Source organism: Pseudomonas baetica (genome assembly GCF_019733355.1).
In the GTDB taxonomy this organism is placed as follows: domain Bacteria; phylum Pseudomonadota; class Gammaproteobacteria; order Pseudomonadales; family Pseudomonadaceae; genus Aquipseudomonas; species Aquipseudomonas baetica_A.
Map to the genome: position 1 here is coordinate 42,907 of NZ_JAIHLQ010000037.1, position 18,534 is coordinate 61,440.

The 18,534-nt window shown below is 58.1% G+C and carries 14 protein-coding genes and 1 pseudogene; 12 read left to right on the forward strand and 3 right to left on the reverse strand.

The genetic code is table 11. The annotated features are described in order from the left end of the window. The first annotated feature begins 243 nt into the window (after nt 1-243). The 11 genes and pseudogenes from K5E40_RS26590 (at nt 244) to K5E40_RS26640 (ending at nt 14,580) form a co-directional block, all read left to right on the forward strand. On the forward strand, nt 244-1,314 hold the full coding sequence (locus K5E40_RS26590; protein ID WP_060765597.1) for an HlyD family secretion protein: 1,071 nt from the start codon (nt 244-246) through the stop codon (nt 1,312-1,314). Then, on the forward strand, nt 1,311-4,067 hold the full coding sequence (rbbA, locus tag K5E40_RS26595; protein ID WP_060765596.1) for a ribosome-associated ATPase/putative transporter RbbA: 2,757 nt from the start codon (nt 1,311-1,313) through the stop codon (nt 4,065-4,067). The genes K5E40_RS26590 and rbbA overlap by 4 nt, the downstream gene beginning before the upstream one ends. Nucleotide 4,068: 1 nt before the next feature. Then, the gene (locus K5E40_RS26600; RefSeq protein ID WP_060765595.1) at nt 4,069-5,193 is read left to right on the forward strand and encodes an ABC transporter permease; all 1,125 of its coding nucleotides are present in this window, start codon (nt 4,069-4,071) and stop codon (nt 5,191-5,193) included. 112 nt (nt 5,194-5,305) lie between these two features. Then, complete coding sequence (locus K5E40_RS26605) at nt 5,306-7,195, forward strand: triacylglycerol lipase (RefSeq protein WP_221733341.1); 1,890 nt, start codon at nt 5,306-5,308, stop codon at nt 7,193-7,195. After that, nucleotides 7,192-8,196: a DUF4105 domain-containing protein gene (locus K5E40_RS26610; protein WP_060765594.1), complete on the forward strand. Its 1,005-nt coding sequence runs from the start codon at nt 7,192-7,194 to the stop codon at nt 8,194-8,196. The genes K5E40_RS26605 and K5E40_RS26610 overlap by 4 nt, the downstream gene beginning before the upstream one ends. Before the next feature lie 142 nt (nt 8,197-8,338). Beyond that, nucleotides 8,339-9,376 (forward strand): zinc-dependent alcohol dehydrogenase family protein, encoded by a 1,038-nt coding sequence (locus K5E40_RS26615; RefSeq protein WP_060765593.1) that lies wholly within the window; start codon nt 8,339-8,341, stop codon nt 9,374-9,376. Between the two features lie 32 nt (nt 9,377-9,408). Then, nucleotides 9,409-10,641, forward strand: coding sequence for an acetate/propionate family kinase (locus K5E40_RS26620; protein WP_230961978.1), 1,233 nt, complete (start codon nt 9,409-9,411; stop codon nt 10,639-10,641). Between the two features lie 59 nt (nt 10,642-10,700). Beyond that, nucleotides 10,701-13,196, forward strand: a complete 2,496-nt coding sequence (locus tag K5E40_RS26625; RefSeq protein WP_177081922.1) for a phosphoketolase — start codon at nt 10,701-10,703, stop codon at nt 13,194-13,196. Nucleotides 13,197-13,245: 49 nt separating this feature from the next. Further along, nucleotides 13,246-13,977, forward strand: a pseudogene (locus K5E40_RS26630) (SLC13 family permease); the annotation flags it as partial. A 13-nt stretch (nt 13,978-13,990) separates the two neighbouring features. Further along, nucleotides 13,991-14,260 (forward strand): Rrf2 family transcriptional regulator, encoded by a 270-nt coding sequence (locus K5E40_RS35775; RefSeq protein ID WP_184316126.1) that lies wholly within the window; start codon nt 13,991-13,993, stop codon nt 14,258-14,260. Nucleotides 14,261-14,424: 164 nt separating this feature from the next. Further along, on the forward strand, nt 14,425-14,580 hold the full coding sequence (locus tag K5E40_RS26640) for a hypothetical protein (RefSeq protein WP_155717229.1): 156 nt from the start codon (nt 14,425-14,427) through the stop codon (nt 14,578-14,580). A gap of 139 nt (nt 14,581-14,719) precedes the next feature. Here K5E40_RS26640 and mobH read toward each other — a convergent pair whose 3' ends face one another. Then, entirely contained in the window at nt 14,720-16,441 is a 1,722-nt protein-coding gene (gene mobH, locus K5E40_RS26645) for a MobH family relaxase (protein ID WP_060765590.1), read from the reverse strand. A 220-nt stretch (nt 16,442-16,661) separates the two neighbouring features. On the opposite strand from mobH, the gene K5E40_RS26650 reads away from it, so the two are divergent. Next, nucleotides 16,662-16,859, forward strand: coding sequence for a hypothetical protein (locus tag K5E40_RS26650; RefSeq protein ID WP_007901093.1), 198 nt, complete (start codon nt 16,662-16,664; stop codon nt 16,857-16,859). Between the two features lie 129 nt (nt 16,860-16,988). Here K5E40_RS26650 and K5E40_RS26655 read toward each other — a convergent pair whose 3' ends face one another. Both K5E40_RS26655 and K5E40_RS26660 read right to left on the reverse strand, forming a co-directional pair. Then, on the reverse strand, nt 16,989-17,948 hold the full coding sequence (locus K5E40_RS26655) for an ArdC family protein (protein ID WP_060765589.1): 960 nt from the start codon (nt 17,946-17,948) through the stop codon (nt 16,989-16,991). Between the two features lie 132 nt (nt 17,949-18,080). After that, nucleotides 18,081-18,410 (reverse strand): hypothetical protein, encoded by a 330-nt coding sequence (locus K5E40_RS26660; RefSeq protein ID WP_060765588.1) that lies wholly within the window; start codon nt 18,408-18,410, stop codon nt 18,081-18,083. Nucleotides 18,411-18,534 lie beyond the last annotated feature (124 nt).

Here is an 18,534-nt window from a genome sequence, read left to right on the forward strand (position 1 = left end):
CGACCTGAATTCGCAGCCACATTCGCTCGTTGCAGCTGGAAACGGATATTGCTTGAGACTTGCGCGTTGCCGTTGCGCGAATCGAACACTTTTGAACTCGCTAGGGGATTCAGTGGGCGGACCTATTCCCATGCATTGCAGCCGAGTCGCTTTGTACGCCGCACAAGCGCAGACCAGGCCACTTCGCTATGGCTGCCGAACGCCTGAATTGAACGTAAAGCCCAAGGACTAAGGTCGTTATTCATGAAAGTACCTGGCAATAAGCTGTTAGTGCCCCTGGGCGTCGTCGTTGTGTTGGTTGCAGGCTGGTTTATGTGGAAGGCCTTGAACCCTGTCGGGTTTGGCGATGGGTTTGTCAGCGGGAACGGGCGTATCGAGGCCACCGAAGTGGATGTCTCGGCAAAACTTGCGGGTCGTGTGGATGACATCCTGGTGCAGGAGGGTGACTTCGTCGAACGCGGACAGATGTTGGCAAGCATGCAAATCCAGACGCTTACGGCTCAGCGTGACGAGGCTGTCGCTCAGCATCAGCAGGCGATCAACACCGTGTTGGGCACCAAGGCACAGGTATTGGTACGTCGAAGCGACAAATTGGCTGCCGAGGCGCTGATCGCTCAACGCGAAAGCGAACTTGACGCCATGAAGCGCCGACTGAAACGTTCCGAAATGTTGTCCCGTGAAGGCGCTTTGTCGACTCAGCAATATGACGATGACCGAGCGAACGTACGAAGCGCCGAGGCGACACTGAAGGCGGCTCAGGCTCAGGTGGCAGCGGCTCAAGCCAATATTGAGGCTGCTCAAGCCGAGGTCGTGGGCGCGCAATCGGCGGTGACGGCGAGCCTGGCCACGATTGCTCGAATAGAGGCCGACATCACCGATAGCCAGCTGGTCGCGCCACGCGCCGGGCGCGTTCAGTACCGCGTCGCTCAGCCGGGCGAAGTGTTGGCGGCGGGCGGCAAGGTACTCAACCTGGTCGATCTTTCCGACGTGTACCTGACGTTTTTTCTCCCGGAAAGTGTGGCAGGGCGGGTCGCGCTGGGCAGCGATATCCGCATCATTCTCGATGCCGCACCTCAGTACGTCATACCGGCGAAGGTCTCGTTCGTCGCTAGCGTTGCACAATTCACCCCGAAGACCGTTGAAACGGCCAGCGAACGTCAGAAGCTGATGTTTCGTGTCAAGGCGCAGATCGATCGGGACCTTTTACTGCGCAACCTCACACAGATCAAGACCGGTCTGCCCGGTGTGGCCTGGGTCAAGCTTGACCCGCAAGCCGACTGGCCAGTTGAACTGGCTGTGAAAGTTTCTAAATGACGGACGAACCCCAAGGCGATCCGTTGCCTGGCGTCGCCAGCGTCAGGGACGTAGTGCTGACCTACGGTAAGACCCAGGCATTAGCCAACATTACTCTGGATATTCCCGCAGGCCGAATGGTCGGGCTCATCGGCCCGGACGGTGTCGGTAAATCCAGCCTTCTGTCGCTTCTGGCGGGAGCCAAGGCGATACAGCAGGGCCAGGTCAGCGTGCTGGGCGGCGATATGCGCCAGGTTGCCCATCGCAATCGGGTCTGCCCACGTATTGCCTATATGCCACAGGGATTGGGCAAGAATCTCTACCCGACGCTTTCGGTCGAAGAAAACCTGCAATTTTTCGCCCGCCTGTTTGGCCATGACGCCGCGGAGCGCCGTCGCCGTATTGATGACCTGACCCGCAGCACAGGGCTGTACTCATTCCTCACCCGTCCAGCCGGCAAGTTGTCAGGCGGCATGAAACAGAAGCTGGGCCTGTGCTGCGCGTTGATTCATGACCCTGATCTGCTGATTCTGGACGAACCTACCACCGGCGTGGATCCTCTGGCGCGGGCCCAGTTTTGGGACCTGATCGGTAGCATAAGGCAGCAACGGGCAGGAATGAGCGTCATTGTTGCCACCGCATACATGGATGAGGCGCAGCGCTTTGACTGGCTGGTCGCGATGGACGCCGGCACGGTGTTGGCGACCGGTTCGCCCGAGCAATTGCTGGCCAGTACCCAATCCCGGGATCTGGAAGCGGCGTTTATCGCCTTGCTGCCGGAGGAAAAGCGTCGCGGTCACCAACCGGTGCATATCGAACCGTTGGAGAACGTCGCTGAACCCGAGATCGCTATTGAAGCCCGGGATCTCACCATTCGCTTCGGTGATTTCGTGGCGGTGGATCATGTCAGTTTCCGTATTCGCCGCGGCGAAATCTTTGGTTTTCTTGGCTCCAACGGCTGCGGTAAATCCACCACCATGAAGTTGCTGACGGGGCTGTTGCCGGCCAGTGAGGGCACGGCAAGTCTGTTTGGACGCGAAGTCGACCCCGACGACATCGGTACACGACGTAGAGTCGGTTATATGTCGCAGGCGTTTTCGCTCTATAGCGAGCTTACCGTTCGGCAAAACCTGGTACTTCACGCGCAGCTGTTCCAAATGCCTGAAGAGCAGATCGGCCCGCGGATCAACGAGCTTGCCGAACGCTTCAGCCTCGGCGAGGTGCTGGGCAGTCTTCCAGAAAGTCTGCCGCTGGGGATCCGCCAGCGCCTGTCTCTGGCGGTTGCGACGGTTCATCGGCCCGAGTTGCTGATTCTCGATGAGCCGACTTCAGGCGTCGACCCGATTGCGCGCGACGGCTTCTGGAACCTGCTGATCGAGCTGTCCCGGCGCGATCGCGTGACCATCTTCATTTCCACCCACTTCATGAACGAGGCTGAACGTTGCGATCGCATTTCGTTAATGCACGCGGGCAAGGTGCTGGTCAGCGATACGCCTGGCAATATCGTTGAGCAGCGTGGAGCCAGCTCACTGGAGCAGGCCTTCATCGCTTACTTGCAAGAGGCAGCAGGCAAGTCGGAAGAAGAGCCGGCGAAGGCCCCTTCACCTGCGGTCAATCTCAAGCCGTCCAATTCCGCGGGTCAGCCGAGTTTCAGCGTCAATCGCATGTTCAGCTACCTGTGGCGCGAAGCATTGGAACTGCAACGTGATCCCGTGCGTGCGACGCTGGCCCTGATAGGGTCACTGGTGTTGATGCTGGTGATGGGTTTCGGTCTGAGTATGGATGTGGAAAACCTCAGTTATGCCGTGCTGGACCATGACCAGACCGAACTGAGCCGCAACTATGCGCTCAACCTTTCCGGCTCGCGGTATTTCAAGGAGATGCTGCCGTTGGCCGACTATCAGGATCTGGACCAGCGCATGCGCAGTTCGAAGATCACGTTGGCCATCGAGATACCGCCAGGTTTCGGGCGCGATCTGCAGAGGGGAGCACCGGTGCAGATTGCGGCGTGGATTGACGGCGCGATGCCGTCCAGGGCCGAGACGATACTGGGCTATGTACAGGGCATGCACCAGACATGGCTGCAGGATCAGGCCTTGCATCGCCTGGGCACAGCGGTTAGCGACAGTTCGTTCAGCATCCAGACCCGGTTTCGCTATAACCCGGATGTCAAAAGCCTGCCCGCCATGGTCCCGGCCATCATTCCGCTGTTGCTGCTTATGCTGCCCGCCATGCTTACGGCGCTGTCGGTCGTCCGGGAAAAAGAGCTGGGATCGATCATCAATTTATATGTCACGCCGGTGACGCGAACCGAATTCTTGGTGGGTAAGCAGCTGCCGTATGTGGCATTGGCGATGATCAACTTTCTGCTGATGACATTGATGGCGGTCACGCTGTTCGATGTGCCCGTCAAAGGCAGCTTCATGACTCTGCTGCTGGCCGCGTTGATTTATAACGTCATCGCCACCGGGATCGGCTTGCTGGCCTCGACACTGACCAGCAGCCAGATCGCTGCGATGTTCTTCACCATGATTGGCACCATGATCCCGGCTATCCAGTTGGCCGGACTGCTCAACCCGGTGTCGTCGCTGGAGGGCGCGGCCAGATTCGTGGGTGAAGTCTATCCGGCGACGCACATGCTCAATATCAGTCGCGGCGTATTCGGTAAATCCCTGGGTTTCGATGACCTGCATAACGAGTTCTGGCCGCTGCTGGTCGCCGTGCCGTTGATTCTGATGCTGACGGTTGCCCTGCTCAAGAAACAGGATCGCTGACATGCAGTCGCTCAAGAATGTCTACCGGCTGGGAATCAAGGAGCTGTGGAGCCTGGCCCGGGATCCGACGATGCTGGTGTTGATCATCTACACCTTTACCTTTTCGGTCTACACCGCCGCAACTGCTCAGCCGGACGTGCTGCACATGGCACCCATAGCCATCGTCGATGAAGACCAATCGCCATTATCCGGACGCATTGCCTCGGCTTTTTTTCCACCGCAGTTTACTACGCCGGTGATGATCTCCCTGGAGCAGGTTGATGCCGGCCTGGACGCAGGTGACTACACGTTCACGCTCACTATCCCGCCAAACTTCCAACGCGATGTGCTGGCGAACCGGGAGACGGAAATCCAACTCAACGTGGATGCGACCCGCATGTCCCAGGCCTTCACTGGCAGCGGTTATATCCAGCAAATGATCAATGGCGAAATCACCGAGTTCGTGCAGCGATACCGCGGGGCTCAGGCCCTGCCTGTGGAGTTGGTCACCCGCATGCGGTTCAATCCTTCTCTTGAACACGCCTGGTTTGGCGCGTTGATGCAGATCATCGACAACGTCACCATGTTGTCCATTGTCCTGACCGGCGCAGCGCTGATTCGTGAGCGTGAACACGGCACCATCGAACATCTGTTGGTCATGCCGGTGACACCTCGGGAAATCATGTTGGCCAAAGTCTGGTCGATGGGCCTGGTGGTACTTACCGCCGCTGCGCTGTCGTTGATATTCATCGTGCAGGGCGTGCTGCATGTGCCGATCGAGGGCTCCATCCTATTATTCCTGGCCGGGGCCGCGTTGCATCTGTTCGCGACTACGTCCATAGGCATATTTCTGGCGACACTGGCGCGAAGCATGCCTCAGTTCGGCATGTTGATGATTTTGGTACTGCTGCCGCTCCAAATGCTCTCAGGCGGCAGCACGCCACGCGAGAGCATGCCCGAACTCGTCCAGAACATCATGCTGATAGCGCCTACCACCCATTTCGTTGAGCTCAGTCAGGCGATTCTTTATCGCGGGGCAGGGGTGATGGTGGTGTGGCCAACATTCGTGACGTTACTCATCATCGGCTCGGTGTTGTTTGCGATTTCGCTTTCGCGCTTTCGCAAAACGATCAGCCAGATGGCGTGATAGCTACGTTTACCCAAGCAGAGCAGACACTCGGATTGTCGTTTTCACCAGTAAGGGTTTTTTTGTGTCGTTGCATCATTTGAAGGGTTCGGCTCGCGTTTGGCCGGGCGCCATGTTGGTCTTACTCGTGATGGCTGCGGGTGGTTGTGCCGGGGTTAAGGTCAACACCATCGATAATCGCGATTATCTCTCGCTTCGGCGTGGCGACGTGCTGACGTCAGGGCAGCTCAGCGCGGCAGCGCGCACCGCTTTGCAAGTTGCTGGTGTCGAAGAAAAACACTGCGACGAGGCCCCACAAGACTGCCGTGAACAGGTGCGTAATAACACTGGCTTGGGTGAGGAACAGCGTCTTGCCACGCTGTCTGAATTGTGGCTACAAGAGGCCCAACATGCACACAGCTCGTTAAGTGCCGAACGGCGTACCGACGCATTTCTGGAAAGCGCGCGTTATGCCTATGCCTATCTGTTCATGACCGCAAGAACACCCAGTCAGAGAGCATTGGAGGATCGTCAGTCTCAGGTCCGCGATTACTACAACTTCTCCGTTCAGCAAGCGCTCAGCGAGTTGTTCGAACGGTATCGGGGGCATCCGCCGAAGGCCGAAGACGACCAGGGGAATTTCCGACTGCGCGCAGGTCGCTGGACGGTGTTCGGGCGAATGGAAAATGTACGTCTGGCCAACGAGCGTTCCTTGCCTCAGGGACTAATTCCGGCCTCGTCCCTGTCATTTGCCGGGCTGCGCAATCAGTATCGCCGTGACGGGGTCGGAGCCGAACTGGTGGCGGTCACCGCGAAAAAGGTGGTGAACAGCGACAGTGACGAACAGCCCTGGAGCGAGACGCCTTTTCCGGCCCTGACCGCCGTCGCTCGCTTTCCCGGTCAAACCCTTGAGCAAGTCTTGACCACCGACGAGGTCGAGCTGCTGGCCTATGACCCGTACCGGCAGGACGCTGTGAAGCTTGCCGGCAACGAAACGCCGTTGGCGGCTAATTTCACCTCGGGCTATGGTTTGTGGCTTGCGCGCTCCGGGTTTGCCCGCCAGTCATTGCTCACGCTGGTGGGCAAGGGGGAGGTCCTGAAAAAGCCTCATCTATACCTGTTGCAGCCCTACGACCCCGACCGCCATGTCGTGATCATGTTGCACGGCCTGGCAAGCAGTCCCGAGGCGTGGATCAACGTTGCCAATGAAGTGCTCGGTGATGAAAACCTGCGGCGCAATTATCAGGTCTGGCAGTTGTATTATCCGACCAACCTGCCTTTGGCGCTGAACAACGCCACGATCCGTAATGTCATTGAGCAGACGCTGCAGCATTTCGATCCCGATCAAACCGCACGGGCCAGTCACGATGTGGTCCTGGTAGGCCATAGCATGGGCGGTGTTCTGTCCCGTCTTATGGTGTCGACGTCGGGCACGGGGGTAGGGGATGCCTTGCTCTCCAAGTACAAAATGAATGACCAACAATTAGCGGCCGCGCACAGCAACCTCGACCCGTTTTTGCAATTCACCCCTTTGCCGCAGGTCAGCCGCGCGATTTTCGTCGCCGCACCGCACCGAGGGACGCCATTTGCCGAGAACCGCATTTCGCGATGGGCTGCAGGGCTTGTGCAGTTACCGGTGTCGGTGCTTGACCGGTTCAAGCAGCTCGCGCAATTGCTGGTGGTGCCTGGTAGCGCATCCTCTGCGGCCATGGCCCGGCCGCTGAACAGCATCGATAACTTGAGTGACCGCGATCCATTCGTAATGGCGGTTGCAGACTTGCCCATCTCACCTGGGGTGCAATATCACAGCATCATCGGTAACCACACGCCCTCTCTGGCACTGACCCTGTCCGATGACGGTGTGGTGCCCTACAGCAGCAGCCATCTGGCGGGCGCCCAATCGGAAAAGATAGTGCCCTCGGGGCATAGCGTTCAGGATACCCCCGAGGCAATTATCGAGATCCGGCGTATTCTTCAGCAGCATCTTCAAAACCTGCAAGAGCCGGTGGGGGTTCGAAAATGAGCGTTGCACGCAAGCTTATCGGCATACTGCTGCGCAGCCTGGCGACCCTGGCAGGCGGGGGCTTTCTCGCCTGGGGTACATTAGCGCTGAGTTATCGACTTGCACTGCCGTCGTGGGCCTGTAACGCCTTGATCTTCGTCTGGTGTCTATGCGGCGTCGGTTTGGTCGTACTGACGTGGAGCGCACGGCCGTTGCGCGCCGTTCTCGGTTACGTCGTACTGCTGGCCAGTATTGGCGTTTGGTGGAGCACGTTCATACCGTCGAACGAGCGAATCTGGGCAGATGACGTTGCGCGAATGACCTCCGGCAAACTCAATGGCAACACGCTCACCATGAGCAATGTGCGCAACTTCGAGTGGCAAACGGATGACAATTACCAGATCCGTTGGGAGGCACGTGAGTACGACCTGGATCACCTGGCTTCGGTGGACGTGATCACTTCGTACTGGGGAATGCCCGCTATCGCTCACATCATGGTGTCGTTCGGTTTCGATGACGGTCGATTTTTGTTATTCAGCGTCGAAACCCGAAAAGAGAAGGGCGAGAGTTATTCTGCGATCGCCGGTTTTTTCAAACAGTATGAAGTCAGCATTCTAGCGACTGACGAACGTGACGCGCTGCGGGTCAGGACCAATGTGCGCGGGGAGGACGATTATCTCTATCGCGTTGCGTTGTCAGCCCCTCAGCGCAAGGCCTTGTTGTTGTCGTACGTTGAACAAACCAATGATTTGCTGAATCACCCGCGCTTCTACAATACCGTGACTGCCAATTGCACCAGCATTGTCTTCGACATGATGAACACCATCGTCGCAGGCTTGCCGATGGACTACCGTTTGCTTCTGACCGGTTACCTGCCGGGCTACGTTTACGATGTTGGAGGCTTGCAGCCAGGTTATTCGCTTCAGGCGTTGCGTGATGCCGGTCGCATCACCGAGCGGGCGAAGTCCGAATCGGACACGGCTTTTTCCCTGCGGATCCGAGAGGGCGTGCCGGGTTGGTAACCCTTTGATTTATTCAACGGTCGATGATTTAATCGGTCCGGCCTTTACTTTGCGGGGCAGGGAATAATCAGCGCCTCGAAGAAGGCCACCGGTCCAGCACGTGCGTCCCATACTGATGGCCCATCGGATAAAGGAAGACATTGTGAAAGCCCTCGTCTATCAAGGCCCTGGCGTTAAAGTCTGGACTGACAAACCTACCCCGCTCATCGATAAACCTACTGACGCCATTATTCGCCTGCTGCACACGACGATATGTGGCACTGACTTGCACATTCTCAAGGGCGATGTCCCTGCGGTAACGCCGGGCCGAACGCTTGGCCATGAAGGGGTGGGCATTGTCGAGACGGTAGGTTCGGCCGTACGTAATTTCAAGCCCGGCGACCATGTGCTGATTTCCTGCGTCACCTCTTGTGGCAGTTGTGCCAATTGCCGCCGCCAGATGTATTCCCACTGCGCGGACGGTGGTTGGATTCTTGGCCATATGATCGATGGAACTCAGGCGGAATACGTTCGCATTCCACACGCCGACAACAGTCTTTATCCGATTCCCGCCGGTGCCGATGAGGAAGCCCTGGTGATGCTCAGCGATATCTTGCCGACCGGGTTTGAAATCGGCGTGCTTGCCGGCAAGGTCAAGCCTGGCGACAGCGTGGTGATTGTCGGGGCAGGCCCAGTGGGCATGGCTGCATTGTTGACGGCTCAATTTTATTCACCGGCTACGCTGATCATGGTCGACGGTGATAGCAATCGCCTTGAGGTGGCACAGCGTTTTGGTGCCACCCACGTGATCGACATCAAGACCGAAAACGCCATCGAGCGTATCTTTGAATTGACCGATGGCGTCGGTGTGGACGTCGCGATTGAGGCGGTGGGTATTCCGGCTTCGTTCGATACCTGTCAGTCGGTGATCGCGCCCGGCGGCAATATTGCTAATGTTGGGGTACACGGCAAGAGCGTGGAGTTGCACCTGGAGAAGCTATGGATTCAGAACATCAACATCTCCACGGGGCTCGTTAACACCAACACCACGCCGATGCTGATCAAGACCGTGCAAGCCGGCAAGATCGACGCCAGCCAGTTGATCACTCATCGCTTTGCCTTGAATGACATCCTTCAGGCATATGAAATCTTCGGCAATGCCGCCCAGGAGAAAGCGATGAAGGTCATCCTCAGCCAGTAAGACACGCCCACCCAGGATTTCAGGAGCTGCGAATGGCAACCCAGGCTTTCCCCGCTGCGATGGGCGGTTCCTTATTGGTGCTCAATGCCGGCTCCTCGAGCTTGAAGTTCTCTCTCTATCACGGTAACCCCGATGAGCAGGGCGAACCACTGGCTCAGGGGCAGGGCAGCCTGGAACGGCGGGAAGAGCAGTGGGTGCTGTCGTTTACCGACAGGTCGGGCAAAGCCGCTGAGGAACGCTGGCCGTTGCCTGCGAAAGATGGCGACGCCCTGGAGCGTTTACTGCCGTGGATCGAAGCTCGCACCGGCGCGCCGTTGGTTGCCGCCGGACATCGCGTGGTGCATGGCGGCCTCCGTCAGGAAGTCGCCGCACTGGTCGATGAGACCTTGCTGATCGAGCTACAGGCGCTCACCCCCATCGCACCGCAGCACCAGCCGCTGTGCCTGGCGCCGATTCGCTTTCTCGCGTCCAAATACCCTGGATTACCTCAGGTGGCCTGCTTCGACACGGCTTTCCATCACACCCTTGACCCGCTTGAAACTCTTTATGGCTTGCCTCGACGAATGACTGAGGAAGGCGTGCGCCGTTACGGCTTTCATGGGCTTTCCTATGAGTACATCGCTGGAGTGCTCGGCGACTATGACAGTGCTGCTGCTGCGGGACGAACCATTGTCGCGCACCTGGGCAACGGCGCCAGTCTGTGTGCACTGCATAATGGGCGCAGTCGTGCCACCAGCATGGGGTTCACGACGCTGGACGGACTGCTGATGGGCAGCCGACCGGGCCACCTCGACCCTGGCGTCTTGTTGTACCTGATGCGCGAGCGCGCAATGTCCGCGCAAGCGCTTGAACACTTGCTGTATCACGAGTGTGGTTTGCTGGGCGTATCAGGCGGCATTGCCAGCGACATGCGGACCCTGTTGGCCAGTGATCAGGTGGCCGCTCGTGAGGCAGTGTCGCTGTACATTCACAACGTGGTCCGGGAAATAGGCAGCTTTGCCGCCGTGCTGGGCGGGCTGGACGCATTGGTCTTCACCGGCGGCATCGGTGAACACGCAGCACCGGTGCGCGCCGCTATCCTGCGCGGGTGTGCCTGGCTGGGGCTCGAACTCGACGAAGAGGCCAATCAAGCATCCGCTTCGCGTCTTTCGCGATCCCACAGCCCGGTCAGGGCCTGGATGATCCCTACCGATGAAGACCGGGTAATCGCCCGGTACACCCTGAAGCTTTTACCGACACCGTTGCTCGACAGCAACCCGGATTGACCGCGAGCCTCTGGCGTTTTGCCGGGCGCTTTCCATCGTCATATTTTCGTGGAGTCGCTATGTATACCTTCAATCCAGCGTTTTCCAGCGCCGATGATTCAAACCACGTCAGCCCGATAACGCCCGAGGCGGGCGGTCCGCTGGCGCCAGAGTTGCTCGACCGGATGCATCGGTATTGGCAAGCCGCAAATTACTTGTGTGTCGGGCAGATCTACCTCAAGGCCAACCCGTTGTTGCGCGAACCCTTGCAGGCCGAGCACATCAAGCCACGGCTGCTGGGGCACTGGGGAACGTCAGCAGGGCAAAACTTTATCTATGTTCACCTGAACCGGCTGATCAGCGAACAGCGAGTGTCCATGGTGTACATATCGGGGCCGGGCCACGGCGGGCCGACACTCAACGCCTGTGCATGGCTGGAGGGGACTTACAGCGACGTTCATCCGGACATCACCCCGGACGAGCCGGGCATGCTGCGCTTTTTCCGCAGTTTTTCCACGCCCGGCGGGGTCCCCAGTCATTGTGGCCCGCATACGCCCAACTCGTTGCATGAGGGCGGCGAACTCGGCTACTCACTGGTGCATGCATTCGGTGCCGTATTCGATAATCCGGATTTGTGGGTGGCTTGCGTTATTGGCGATGGCGAAGCCGAAACCTGCCCTTTGGAGGGCAGTTGGAAGAGCGTGCGCTTCCTCGACGCTCGCCGCGACGGGGCGGTATTACCCATCCTGCACCTCAATGGCTACAAGATATCCGGGCCTACGGTGGAGGCGCGTACCACCGATGCGGACCTCATCGAGCTGTACCGTGGGCGTGGCTACGAACCCCTGATCGTCGCCGGGGAAGACGTGCCTGGCATGCACCAGCGTTTTGCGGCAGCGCTTGATGCGGCCTATGCAAAGGGCCGGCATATTCAACAGCAGGCCAGGGAGCAGGGCGACACTTCGCCCCAGCGCTGGCCGATGATTATCCTGCGCAGCCCCAAAGGCTGGACGGGCCCGAAAGTCGTTGATGGCCTGCCGGTGGAAGGCACGTTCCGCGCGCATCAGGTGCCTCTGGCCAATGTCGTGCAGAATCCTGACCATCTGGCGCAGTTGGAGGCGTGGATGCGCAGCTACCAGCCGCACACGCTGTTTGATGATAAGGGCTGCCTGGTCGCTGATCTGCAGGCGCTGACGCCACCCGCGCCGTTGCGCCTCGGCGCGGTGCCATACGTCAATGGCGGTCGACTGCTCACGGCGCTGGATTTACCTAATTTCGCCGACTACGGCCTGCACGTCCCGGGGCCAGGCCAGGTGATCGCCGAGGCGCCTCGCAAGCTGGGCGAGTATTTGCGCGATGTCATTCGTACCAACCCGCATAATTTCCGGATCTTCGGCCCGGACGAGACCAACTCGAACCGCTTGAACGCGGTCTTCGAGGCCACCGATCGAACCGCCGCGGGTCCGTTGCTGGGCATCGACGACCACTTGGCGCGCGACGGCCGAGTCATGGAGGTACTCAGCGAGCATCTGTGCGAAGGTTGGTTGGAAGGCTATTTGCTGACCGGCCGCCACGGCATGTGGTCGACCTACGAAGCCTTTGCGCAAGTGGTCGACTCCATGGTGACGCAACACGCCAAATGGTTGCAGCAATGCCGCGATTTCGCCTGGCGGCGGCCGCTGGCCTCGCTCAACATCCTGCTGACCAGCCATGCGTGGCGCAACGATCACAACGGCTTCAGCCATCAATCGACCGGTTTCGTCGACAACGTCCTGCAACGCCGCTCCGACGTCGTGCGGGTCTATTACCCGCCTGATTCCAACTGTCTGGTCAACGTCTTCGACCATTGTTTGCGCAGTCGCAATTACGTGAACGTCGTCACCTGCGGCAAGCAGCCGGATTTCCAGTGGCTGAATTTCGATCAGGCTCTCAAGCACTGCTCGCAGGGCGCATCGATTTGGGATTTCGCCACCAATGACGGCGCGGCGGAGCCGGATATCGTGCTGGCCTGCGCCGGAGATGTGCCAACGACAGAAGCGGTAGCGGCCTCGTGGCTGTTGCAGAAGCACGTACCCGGTATTCGCGTTCGTTTAGTCAACGTGGTCGATTTGAGCATTCTGGCCAGTCCCGACGATCGCCCACACGGCATGGACCATGTTTCATTCGAAGCGCTGTTCACCCGCGAAGTGCCGGTGATGTTTGCCTTCCACGGTTCAACCTGGGTGATTCATTCCATGGTGCACGGGCGGGCGAATGAAGCGCGCTTTCACGTGCGGGGTTTCTCTGATCGCGGGACCACTACAACGCCGTTCGACATGGTCGTTCTGAACAATATGAGCCGGTATCAGCTGGCAATCGATGCGTTGTCACATGTGCCCCGGCTGCGGTCCAGCAGCCTGGACGCGATGAGTTATTTTGAAGACCAATTGCGTCGTCATCACACTTATATCCGCGAGCATTTCGAAGACATGCCCAAGATCCGCAACTGGCACTGGACCGCCGACTTCACGCAGCCACAGTCCCCATCGCCTTTGGCCAAAGGCCAGGCGCGCGGGCAGACTTTCACCGATGCGTGACCCTGTTCAGAGTCATTTAATTCCATTTTAGAGCTTATGCGAGAACGCTATGAATGAAGGTGCCTCACCGGTTACCCCGCCGCCGCCTTTACACTTTCCGCCAGGATTGATTGTCGCCGTCCTAGCCATGGTGATCGTGCTGTTCTTGCCGTTACCTGCGGCGTTACCGGTAGCCGGACATCGAATGCTGGCCATCCTGGTGTTTGCGGTCACGGTGTGGGTGACCGAGGCGGTTTCTTACGAGGCCAGCGCCATCATGATCACTTCGCTGATGGCGACATTGATCGGCACGGCACCGACCTTGTTAGATCCGTCACTCACCTATGGGTCATCGGCCGGCATTTCAATGGCACTTGGCGGCTTTTCCAATCCAGCGCTTGCTTTGGTGGTCGGGGCATTGTTCATTGCTGCCGCGATGACCCATACGGGCCTGGACCGTCGCATAGCATTGGTGACCTTGACGAAGGTTGGGGCCAGCACAAGGCGGATTCTGTTCGGGGCGATGCTCGTGATCGTGCTGTTGAGTCTGGTAGTGCCCAGCGCCACAGCTCGTAGTGCCTGCGTGGTGCCGATCATGATGGGCGTGATCGCCGCCTTCGGCGTGGCCAAACGCTCCAATATCGCAGCGGGTTTGATGATCATTGTTGCCCAAGGCACCAGTATCTGGAACGTGGGTATTCAGACGGCTGCCGAACAGAACCTGCTGACTGTGGGTTTCATGGACAAGATGCTGGGCCAGAGAGTGTCTTGGATCGACTGGTTGATCGCAGGCGCAGCTTGGCATGGGCGGCGGTATGCAATTGGCCAAAAAACCGGGAAAGATAAGCCTGATCGACGTCTACCGTGCTGTTGAAGACCCGGAAATCTTCGCCTTGCACCGAGGCAAACCCGACCAGAAATGCTTGGTCGGGAAAAACATTCAACGCGTACTAAGCCCGCGTTTTGATAAAGCGCAGCAAGCTCTGGAGGATGAACTCGCGACAGTCACTCTGGAAGACATCGTCAATGATATTAATCGGTTCGAGCCAGCCTCCCTTGACGCGGTTCGGGAGCCAGGCCTATAGCTGCCGCAATGAAGGTGTATGCTCGCGCTGGGTCTATGGGGCTGAACCTGGCTCTTACAGCGCGCGGCTGATCGTCGTGGTGGGAGACGATGTGTCCTGGGGCTGGCCGGTCGTACGAACGACTCAGCAGTGGGCGCGCCAACCTCCAATGGTAGGTTGGCGCGATGCACCTTTTTATTGTGAGGCTCAAGCGCTTGATCCTGCTTCATCCTGCGCAACCGGACCTGAGCACCGGACAACAGGATCGCAAGCTCGACGACGTTGCGACGATAGGGGGCTGCGCGCCGGTCGAACTTGGACATCTCGATGCCGAGCGTTAAATGTCGTCGCCCCAGAAAAGCATACGTGTGTTATGCGGGAGCGCAAATCATCATCACGGGGGCTTCCTCCTAAGGCCTAAGGCGTCCATAGGAACAAACTCACCAAGCCTTACGTCGGATGTCGCCCTCATGCTAGGTATTAAGATTCTGCGATTTTAAGAAAAGGATTGTCGGGTGGTATCAACTCAAATAAATGCTTCGGATCCTCAATCAAGTACCCCTTTAAGGTGGTTCTCTTCCTATGGCCCTGCACTTGGCATGCCCAGATGTTTAGGCCGTTGTCTCGCTTTCTGTGGACCTTCAGTTTCTCGAACTGCTTCTGTACCCAACGCCATTCTTCAATCTCTTTATTGACCTTCTTGGCGATGCCAGGAAACTCCTGGACATAACGTTGAAAGAGACCTGGAGATACCAGAAATACAGTACCGCTCACCGTGTGAATTTTGGCCTTACTATCATTGATGATCAGATTGTGACTCAGGATGCCTTCCCTGACCCAATTCAGGAATGCCTCGCCTGGGTTGTCTGATGGGGGGGAGCTTTCGAGAGTGCTTTCTGACGTGCCTTCACGAGCTTGTGGCTCTGCCAAATCGAACATATCAAGCAGTGTTCCGAGGTAGTCGGCATCCTCCAGCGCCATGGGATCTGGCTGCGATGGGTTTTGTGTTGACTTTGTATCGACAGCCTTGGGGGCTGGTGGTGATACCGGAGCGTCAGTCGGGTGGTCATCGACTGCCACGTTCACTGTTCCGCTGAAAGCTTCTGGGCGGTCTTCATTCCCCCAGATCAACGCCGGTTGAAGGCGCAAAAACGTAAAGCTCTGCTGCCAGTTTCCCTGTGCCACGAGCGCGGTCCAGATAGCTTTGCCTTCTGGAGTCGACTCGACCAGCCCATGCGACTGCAGTTCGTCGAACACGGCAATGTTGGAGGAGGGAATGCCCTCAATTGATTGCGACAGCAAATAAGCTCGCAGCTTGTCGGTGACCGTCTTGCTGACCAGCCACAGCGCGTCTTGAGTCAACCAACCCGCGGCACCTGGTTGGTTGAGTTTCAACTCGTGTTGAACCAGATGACGCAGTCCGCTGATCAAGTGATGTTGCAGCGAATGAATCGGCGCTTGCAGCGCCTTGCTCGGGTTACCACCGATGTTCTGTGCGGTGGAAACACGGTCGGCCTGCATCACCAACTCACCGAGCACGCCGGCACGTTCGTACTGGCCCGCCAGGACATACAGCAGACTTGCCCACAGTGGCGGAAATCCACTGAGCCAATCGAGGATTGGGCGGTCGAGAATTTGGGTGTAGAGCAAGCCTGCGGCGGCGCCGTGCAGGTGGTAGTCACGACCCTTGATGTAACGAAAACGGTAGGGCTGATCCAGGGAGCCCTGCCAAGGATGCCAAACACGGCCATCCTGGCGTTCGACCAGCAGGTCCACGGCGATCTTGCCGATGTCATGCAGCAACGCGCCATAGGCGATGCCAGCGGACCAAGCGTCGGTCTGGGCTGCTTGGTCTTCGGGCGCGGCACCGGTGGGAAGCAGATATGACTGACGCAGTTTCAAACTGCAAGCGACCAGTTCCAGTCCATGGTCGAGCATGCCGCCGAGATAAGCATGGTGGTGCATCTCGCTGGCTGGGAGTTGCTGGACCTGTTCGGCGTAGCGATGGATCGGGTTTAAATAGAGCTGGGTGAACTGCGCGTGGGAGAGGGCGGTGTACTGCCAGATGCGATCGAGCAACTGACGGCGGTGCTCTGCGGCTAACAAGCTGTGAGCCGACTCGATGGGCAGGTAACCTTCGGCGACGCTCACGGTCGGTGGCGGAGGGGGCTTCCGCCTTTTGTGGCGAAACAGACTGAGCATCGTGACCTCCGGGAAGTGGCTGGGTCAGTGGCCTTTTAGCCTTTTCGGATAGGGCTCTTACCCTTACCCCCCATTCCTTTCCAACCTTTACCGTCCTTTTGGCTCGTGTCCCTTTGCGCGGCAATCGGAATATGGATACTGCTAGGCATCATTTTGTTGAGGGCTGGTATGGAAAAGACAAGAGTCGGTACACTGCGGGGCAAATTTTCTGGGTCTTGCCATGAACCTTACTGACGCCACGCTCGTGCTGCTGCTCGCGGCACGTATCCATGGGACCGACGAAGCCGTTCGAGCCTCGGCGAAGAGCGTGGTCAAGAAGTTGCCGCGCAGTAAGCGTGATCTGATCTACAAGGTAATCGATAGCCGAAGCCCGCTCGAGCTGGTGGATTTTCTGGCGCAGAACCTGGATGCGGAATGACAGGCTGCGAGTGTGTGCCCATCCCTGACTCTTTGCATTAGAGCACCGCGGCATGGGATTTTTCTGGGCGCATCACAGGGCCCAACTCGCGTTGGGCCCTGTGATGCGATTGCAACGGTGAGTTAACGCTCAAACTCCATCGTTCATGCATCGTGAGTCATCCATTACCATCTGCTTCAGTTGCTGCTCCAGGTTGAGTACATACTCCGAGGCGCTTCGGGCCTGACCACTGGCGCGAAAGATCGCGCGTTTGTCAGCCTTGAGCAGGCCGAGCCAGGAGTCGATGTAGCCCTCGTGCCGTAGCTCTCCCTGTATACCGGCGTAGGCACATAAAAAAGCTGCGCCCATCTCGGCGATCAACTCCTCAAACGCGTAGCCTGGCGAGCCGAACGGACAGGCTGACGTCACGCCTTCGCGCTGCAACCGAGCGTGATGCCCGGTCCAGTGCGTCAGCTCATGAAGTGCGGTGGCGTAGTACCCGCCTTCATCGTGAAATTGTGCTTTTGTCGGCAGTTGGATGAGATCCCTGATCGGGTGGTAAAAGGCTTCGTCGGCAGGCCGATGAACGATGCGTGCACCTGAACTTAACAGCAGATTTTCCGCGGCGCTGTTGGGCTGGAAGGGATCACTCTGTTCCGTCTCGAGCAGGGTGTCATTGAGCATTTCGAGCCCCTCCGTTTGCTCGATGTTGAACAGAAAATGTGTCCTGAGAATGCCGAAGTGAGCGACCTTGGGCTGACCGTTTTCATCGAGTACGGGTTGGCCTGACTCGGTCTGTTCCTCGCGCTCCATCGGCTTGTAGAGCACCGCCAGAGTGCTGTGCTCACCCTTACGAATGTGCCCACCGGTCTTTTTGGCTTGGTTGAAAGTCAGCCAACGATCTTGAGTGAACCCCTGCAACCTGGCCTCGGCCCAGAGCAGCGGTAAATTGATGCCCGAATACGGACGTCGCGTGATGGCGTTGATGGGGTAGGGTTGATGACCGATGTCAGCGGAGCCACTTGAGGACCAGGGTTTGATCCAGGGAACAACGCCTTGGTCTAACGCGGTAACGATCTTGTCTGTCACGTCTTGGTAGATATCGCGCATGGCAATTTCCTCGAGAGAAAAACGGAGGAACGCCTTGCCCGTCGGGAGAGGGTTCCCCGGTTGGGTGATGGGCTGGATTGATGCAGGTCTTGCATGCCGTCCGAATGTGGAGGTGGGCGCCGCCCATTGCGCTTAGCGCTGGTGTTCTCCTGCAAGCGCTATCAACAAGAAGCCAGGCTGACCCGGTTCTTGGAGTAGGCTCAGACTCAATTGCAGCAACGGGTCGTGGTCTAAGTGACCGGTTGGTTCAATGTGGATTACCTCGAACAGCACGTAAGGCTTGTGTGGAAAGGCCAAGTGGGCTTCGAAGGCTGCGCGCAATACTTGGCTCAACCGATCGACCTGCAGCTTCTCAGCGTGATCGGATTGCTCGAGCAGTACTGCGCGTTGCCACGCGCCAGGGGTGAACACGATGGGCAACCGAAGGGTGTTCAGTGTTTCCGGTGTAAGTGAGTCGGGCATGGTATGTCTCCGTTGAAAACGCGAAGAAACCTGTCCTGTGCGGGGAAAGATTTCCCCGCAGTGGGTTGAAGAAAATCAAGAGGGCTTATCTCACGAGCAGCGCTCGAAAGGCGCTTAGGAGAGC

Bases quoted from the DNA above. Each gene is read 5' to 3' on its own strand.
- K5E40_RS26590 (WP_060765597.1), top strand. From the start codon at position 244: ATGAAAGTACCTGGCAATAAGCTGTTAGTGCCCCTGGGCGTCGTCGTT.
- rbbA (WP_060765596.1), top strand. From the start codon at position 1,311: ATGACGGACGAACCCCAAGGCGATCCGTTGCCTGGCGTCGCCAGCGTC.
- K5E40_RS26600 (WP_060765595.1), top strand. From the start codon at position 4,069: ATGCAGTCGCTCAAGAATGTCTACCGGCTGGGAATCAAGGAGCTGTGG.
- K5E40_RS26605 (WP_221733341.1), top strand. From the start codon at position 5,306: ATGTTGGTCTTACTCGTGATGGCTGCGGGTGGTTGTGCCGGGGTTAAG.
- K5E40_RS26610 (WP_060765594.1), top strand. From the start codon at position 7,192: ATGAGCGTTGCACGCAAGCTTATCGGCATACTGCTGCGCAGCCTGGCG.
- K5E40_RS26620 (WP_230961978.1), top strand. From the start codon at position 9,409: ATGGCAACCCAGGCTTTCCCCGCTGCGATGGGCGGTTCCTTATTGGTG.
- K5E40_RS26625 (WP_177081922.1), top strand. From the start codon at position 10,701: ATGTATACCTTCAATCCAGCGTTTTCCAGCGCCGATGATTCAAACCAC.
- K5E40_RS35775 (WP_184316126.1), top strand. From the start codon at position 13,991: ATGCAATTGGCCAAAAAACCGGGAAAGATAAGCCTGATCGACGTCTAC.
- K5E40_RS26640 (WP_155717229.1), top strand. From the start codon at position 14,425: ATGCACCTTTTTATTGTGAGGCTCAAGCGCTTGATCCTGCTTCATCCT.
- mobH (WP_060765590.1), bottom strand. From the start codon at position 16,441: ATGCTCAGTCTGTTTCGCCACAAAAGGCGGAAGCCCCCTCCGCCACCG.
- K5E40_RS26650 (WP_007901093.1), top strand. From the start codon at position 16,662: ATGAACCTTACTGACGCCACGCTCGTGCTGCTGCTCGCGGCACGTATC.
- K5E40_RS26655 (WP_060765589.1), bottom strand. From the start codon at position 17,948: ATGCGCGATATCTACCAAGACGTGACAGACAAGATCGTTACCGCGTTA.
- K5E40_RS26660 (WP_060765588.1), bottom strand. From the start codon at position 18,410: ATGCCCGACTCACTTACACCGGAAACACTGAACACCCTTCGGTTGCCC.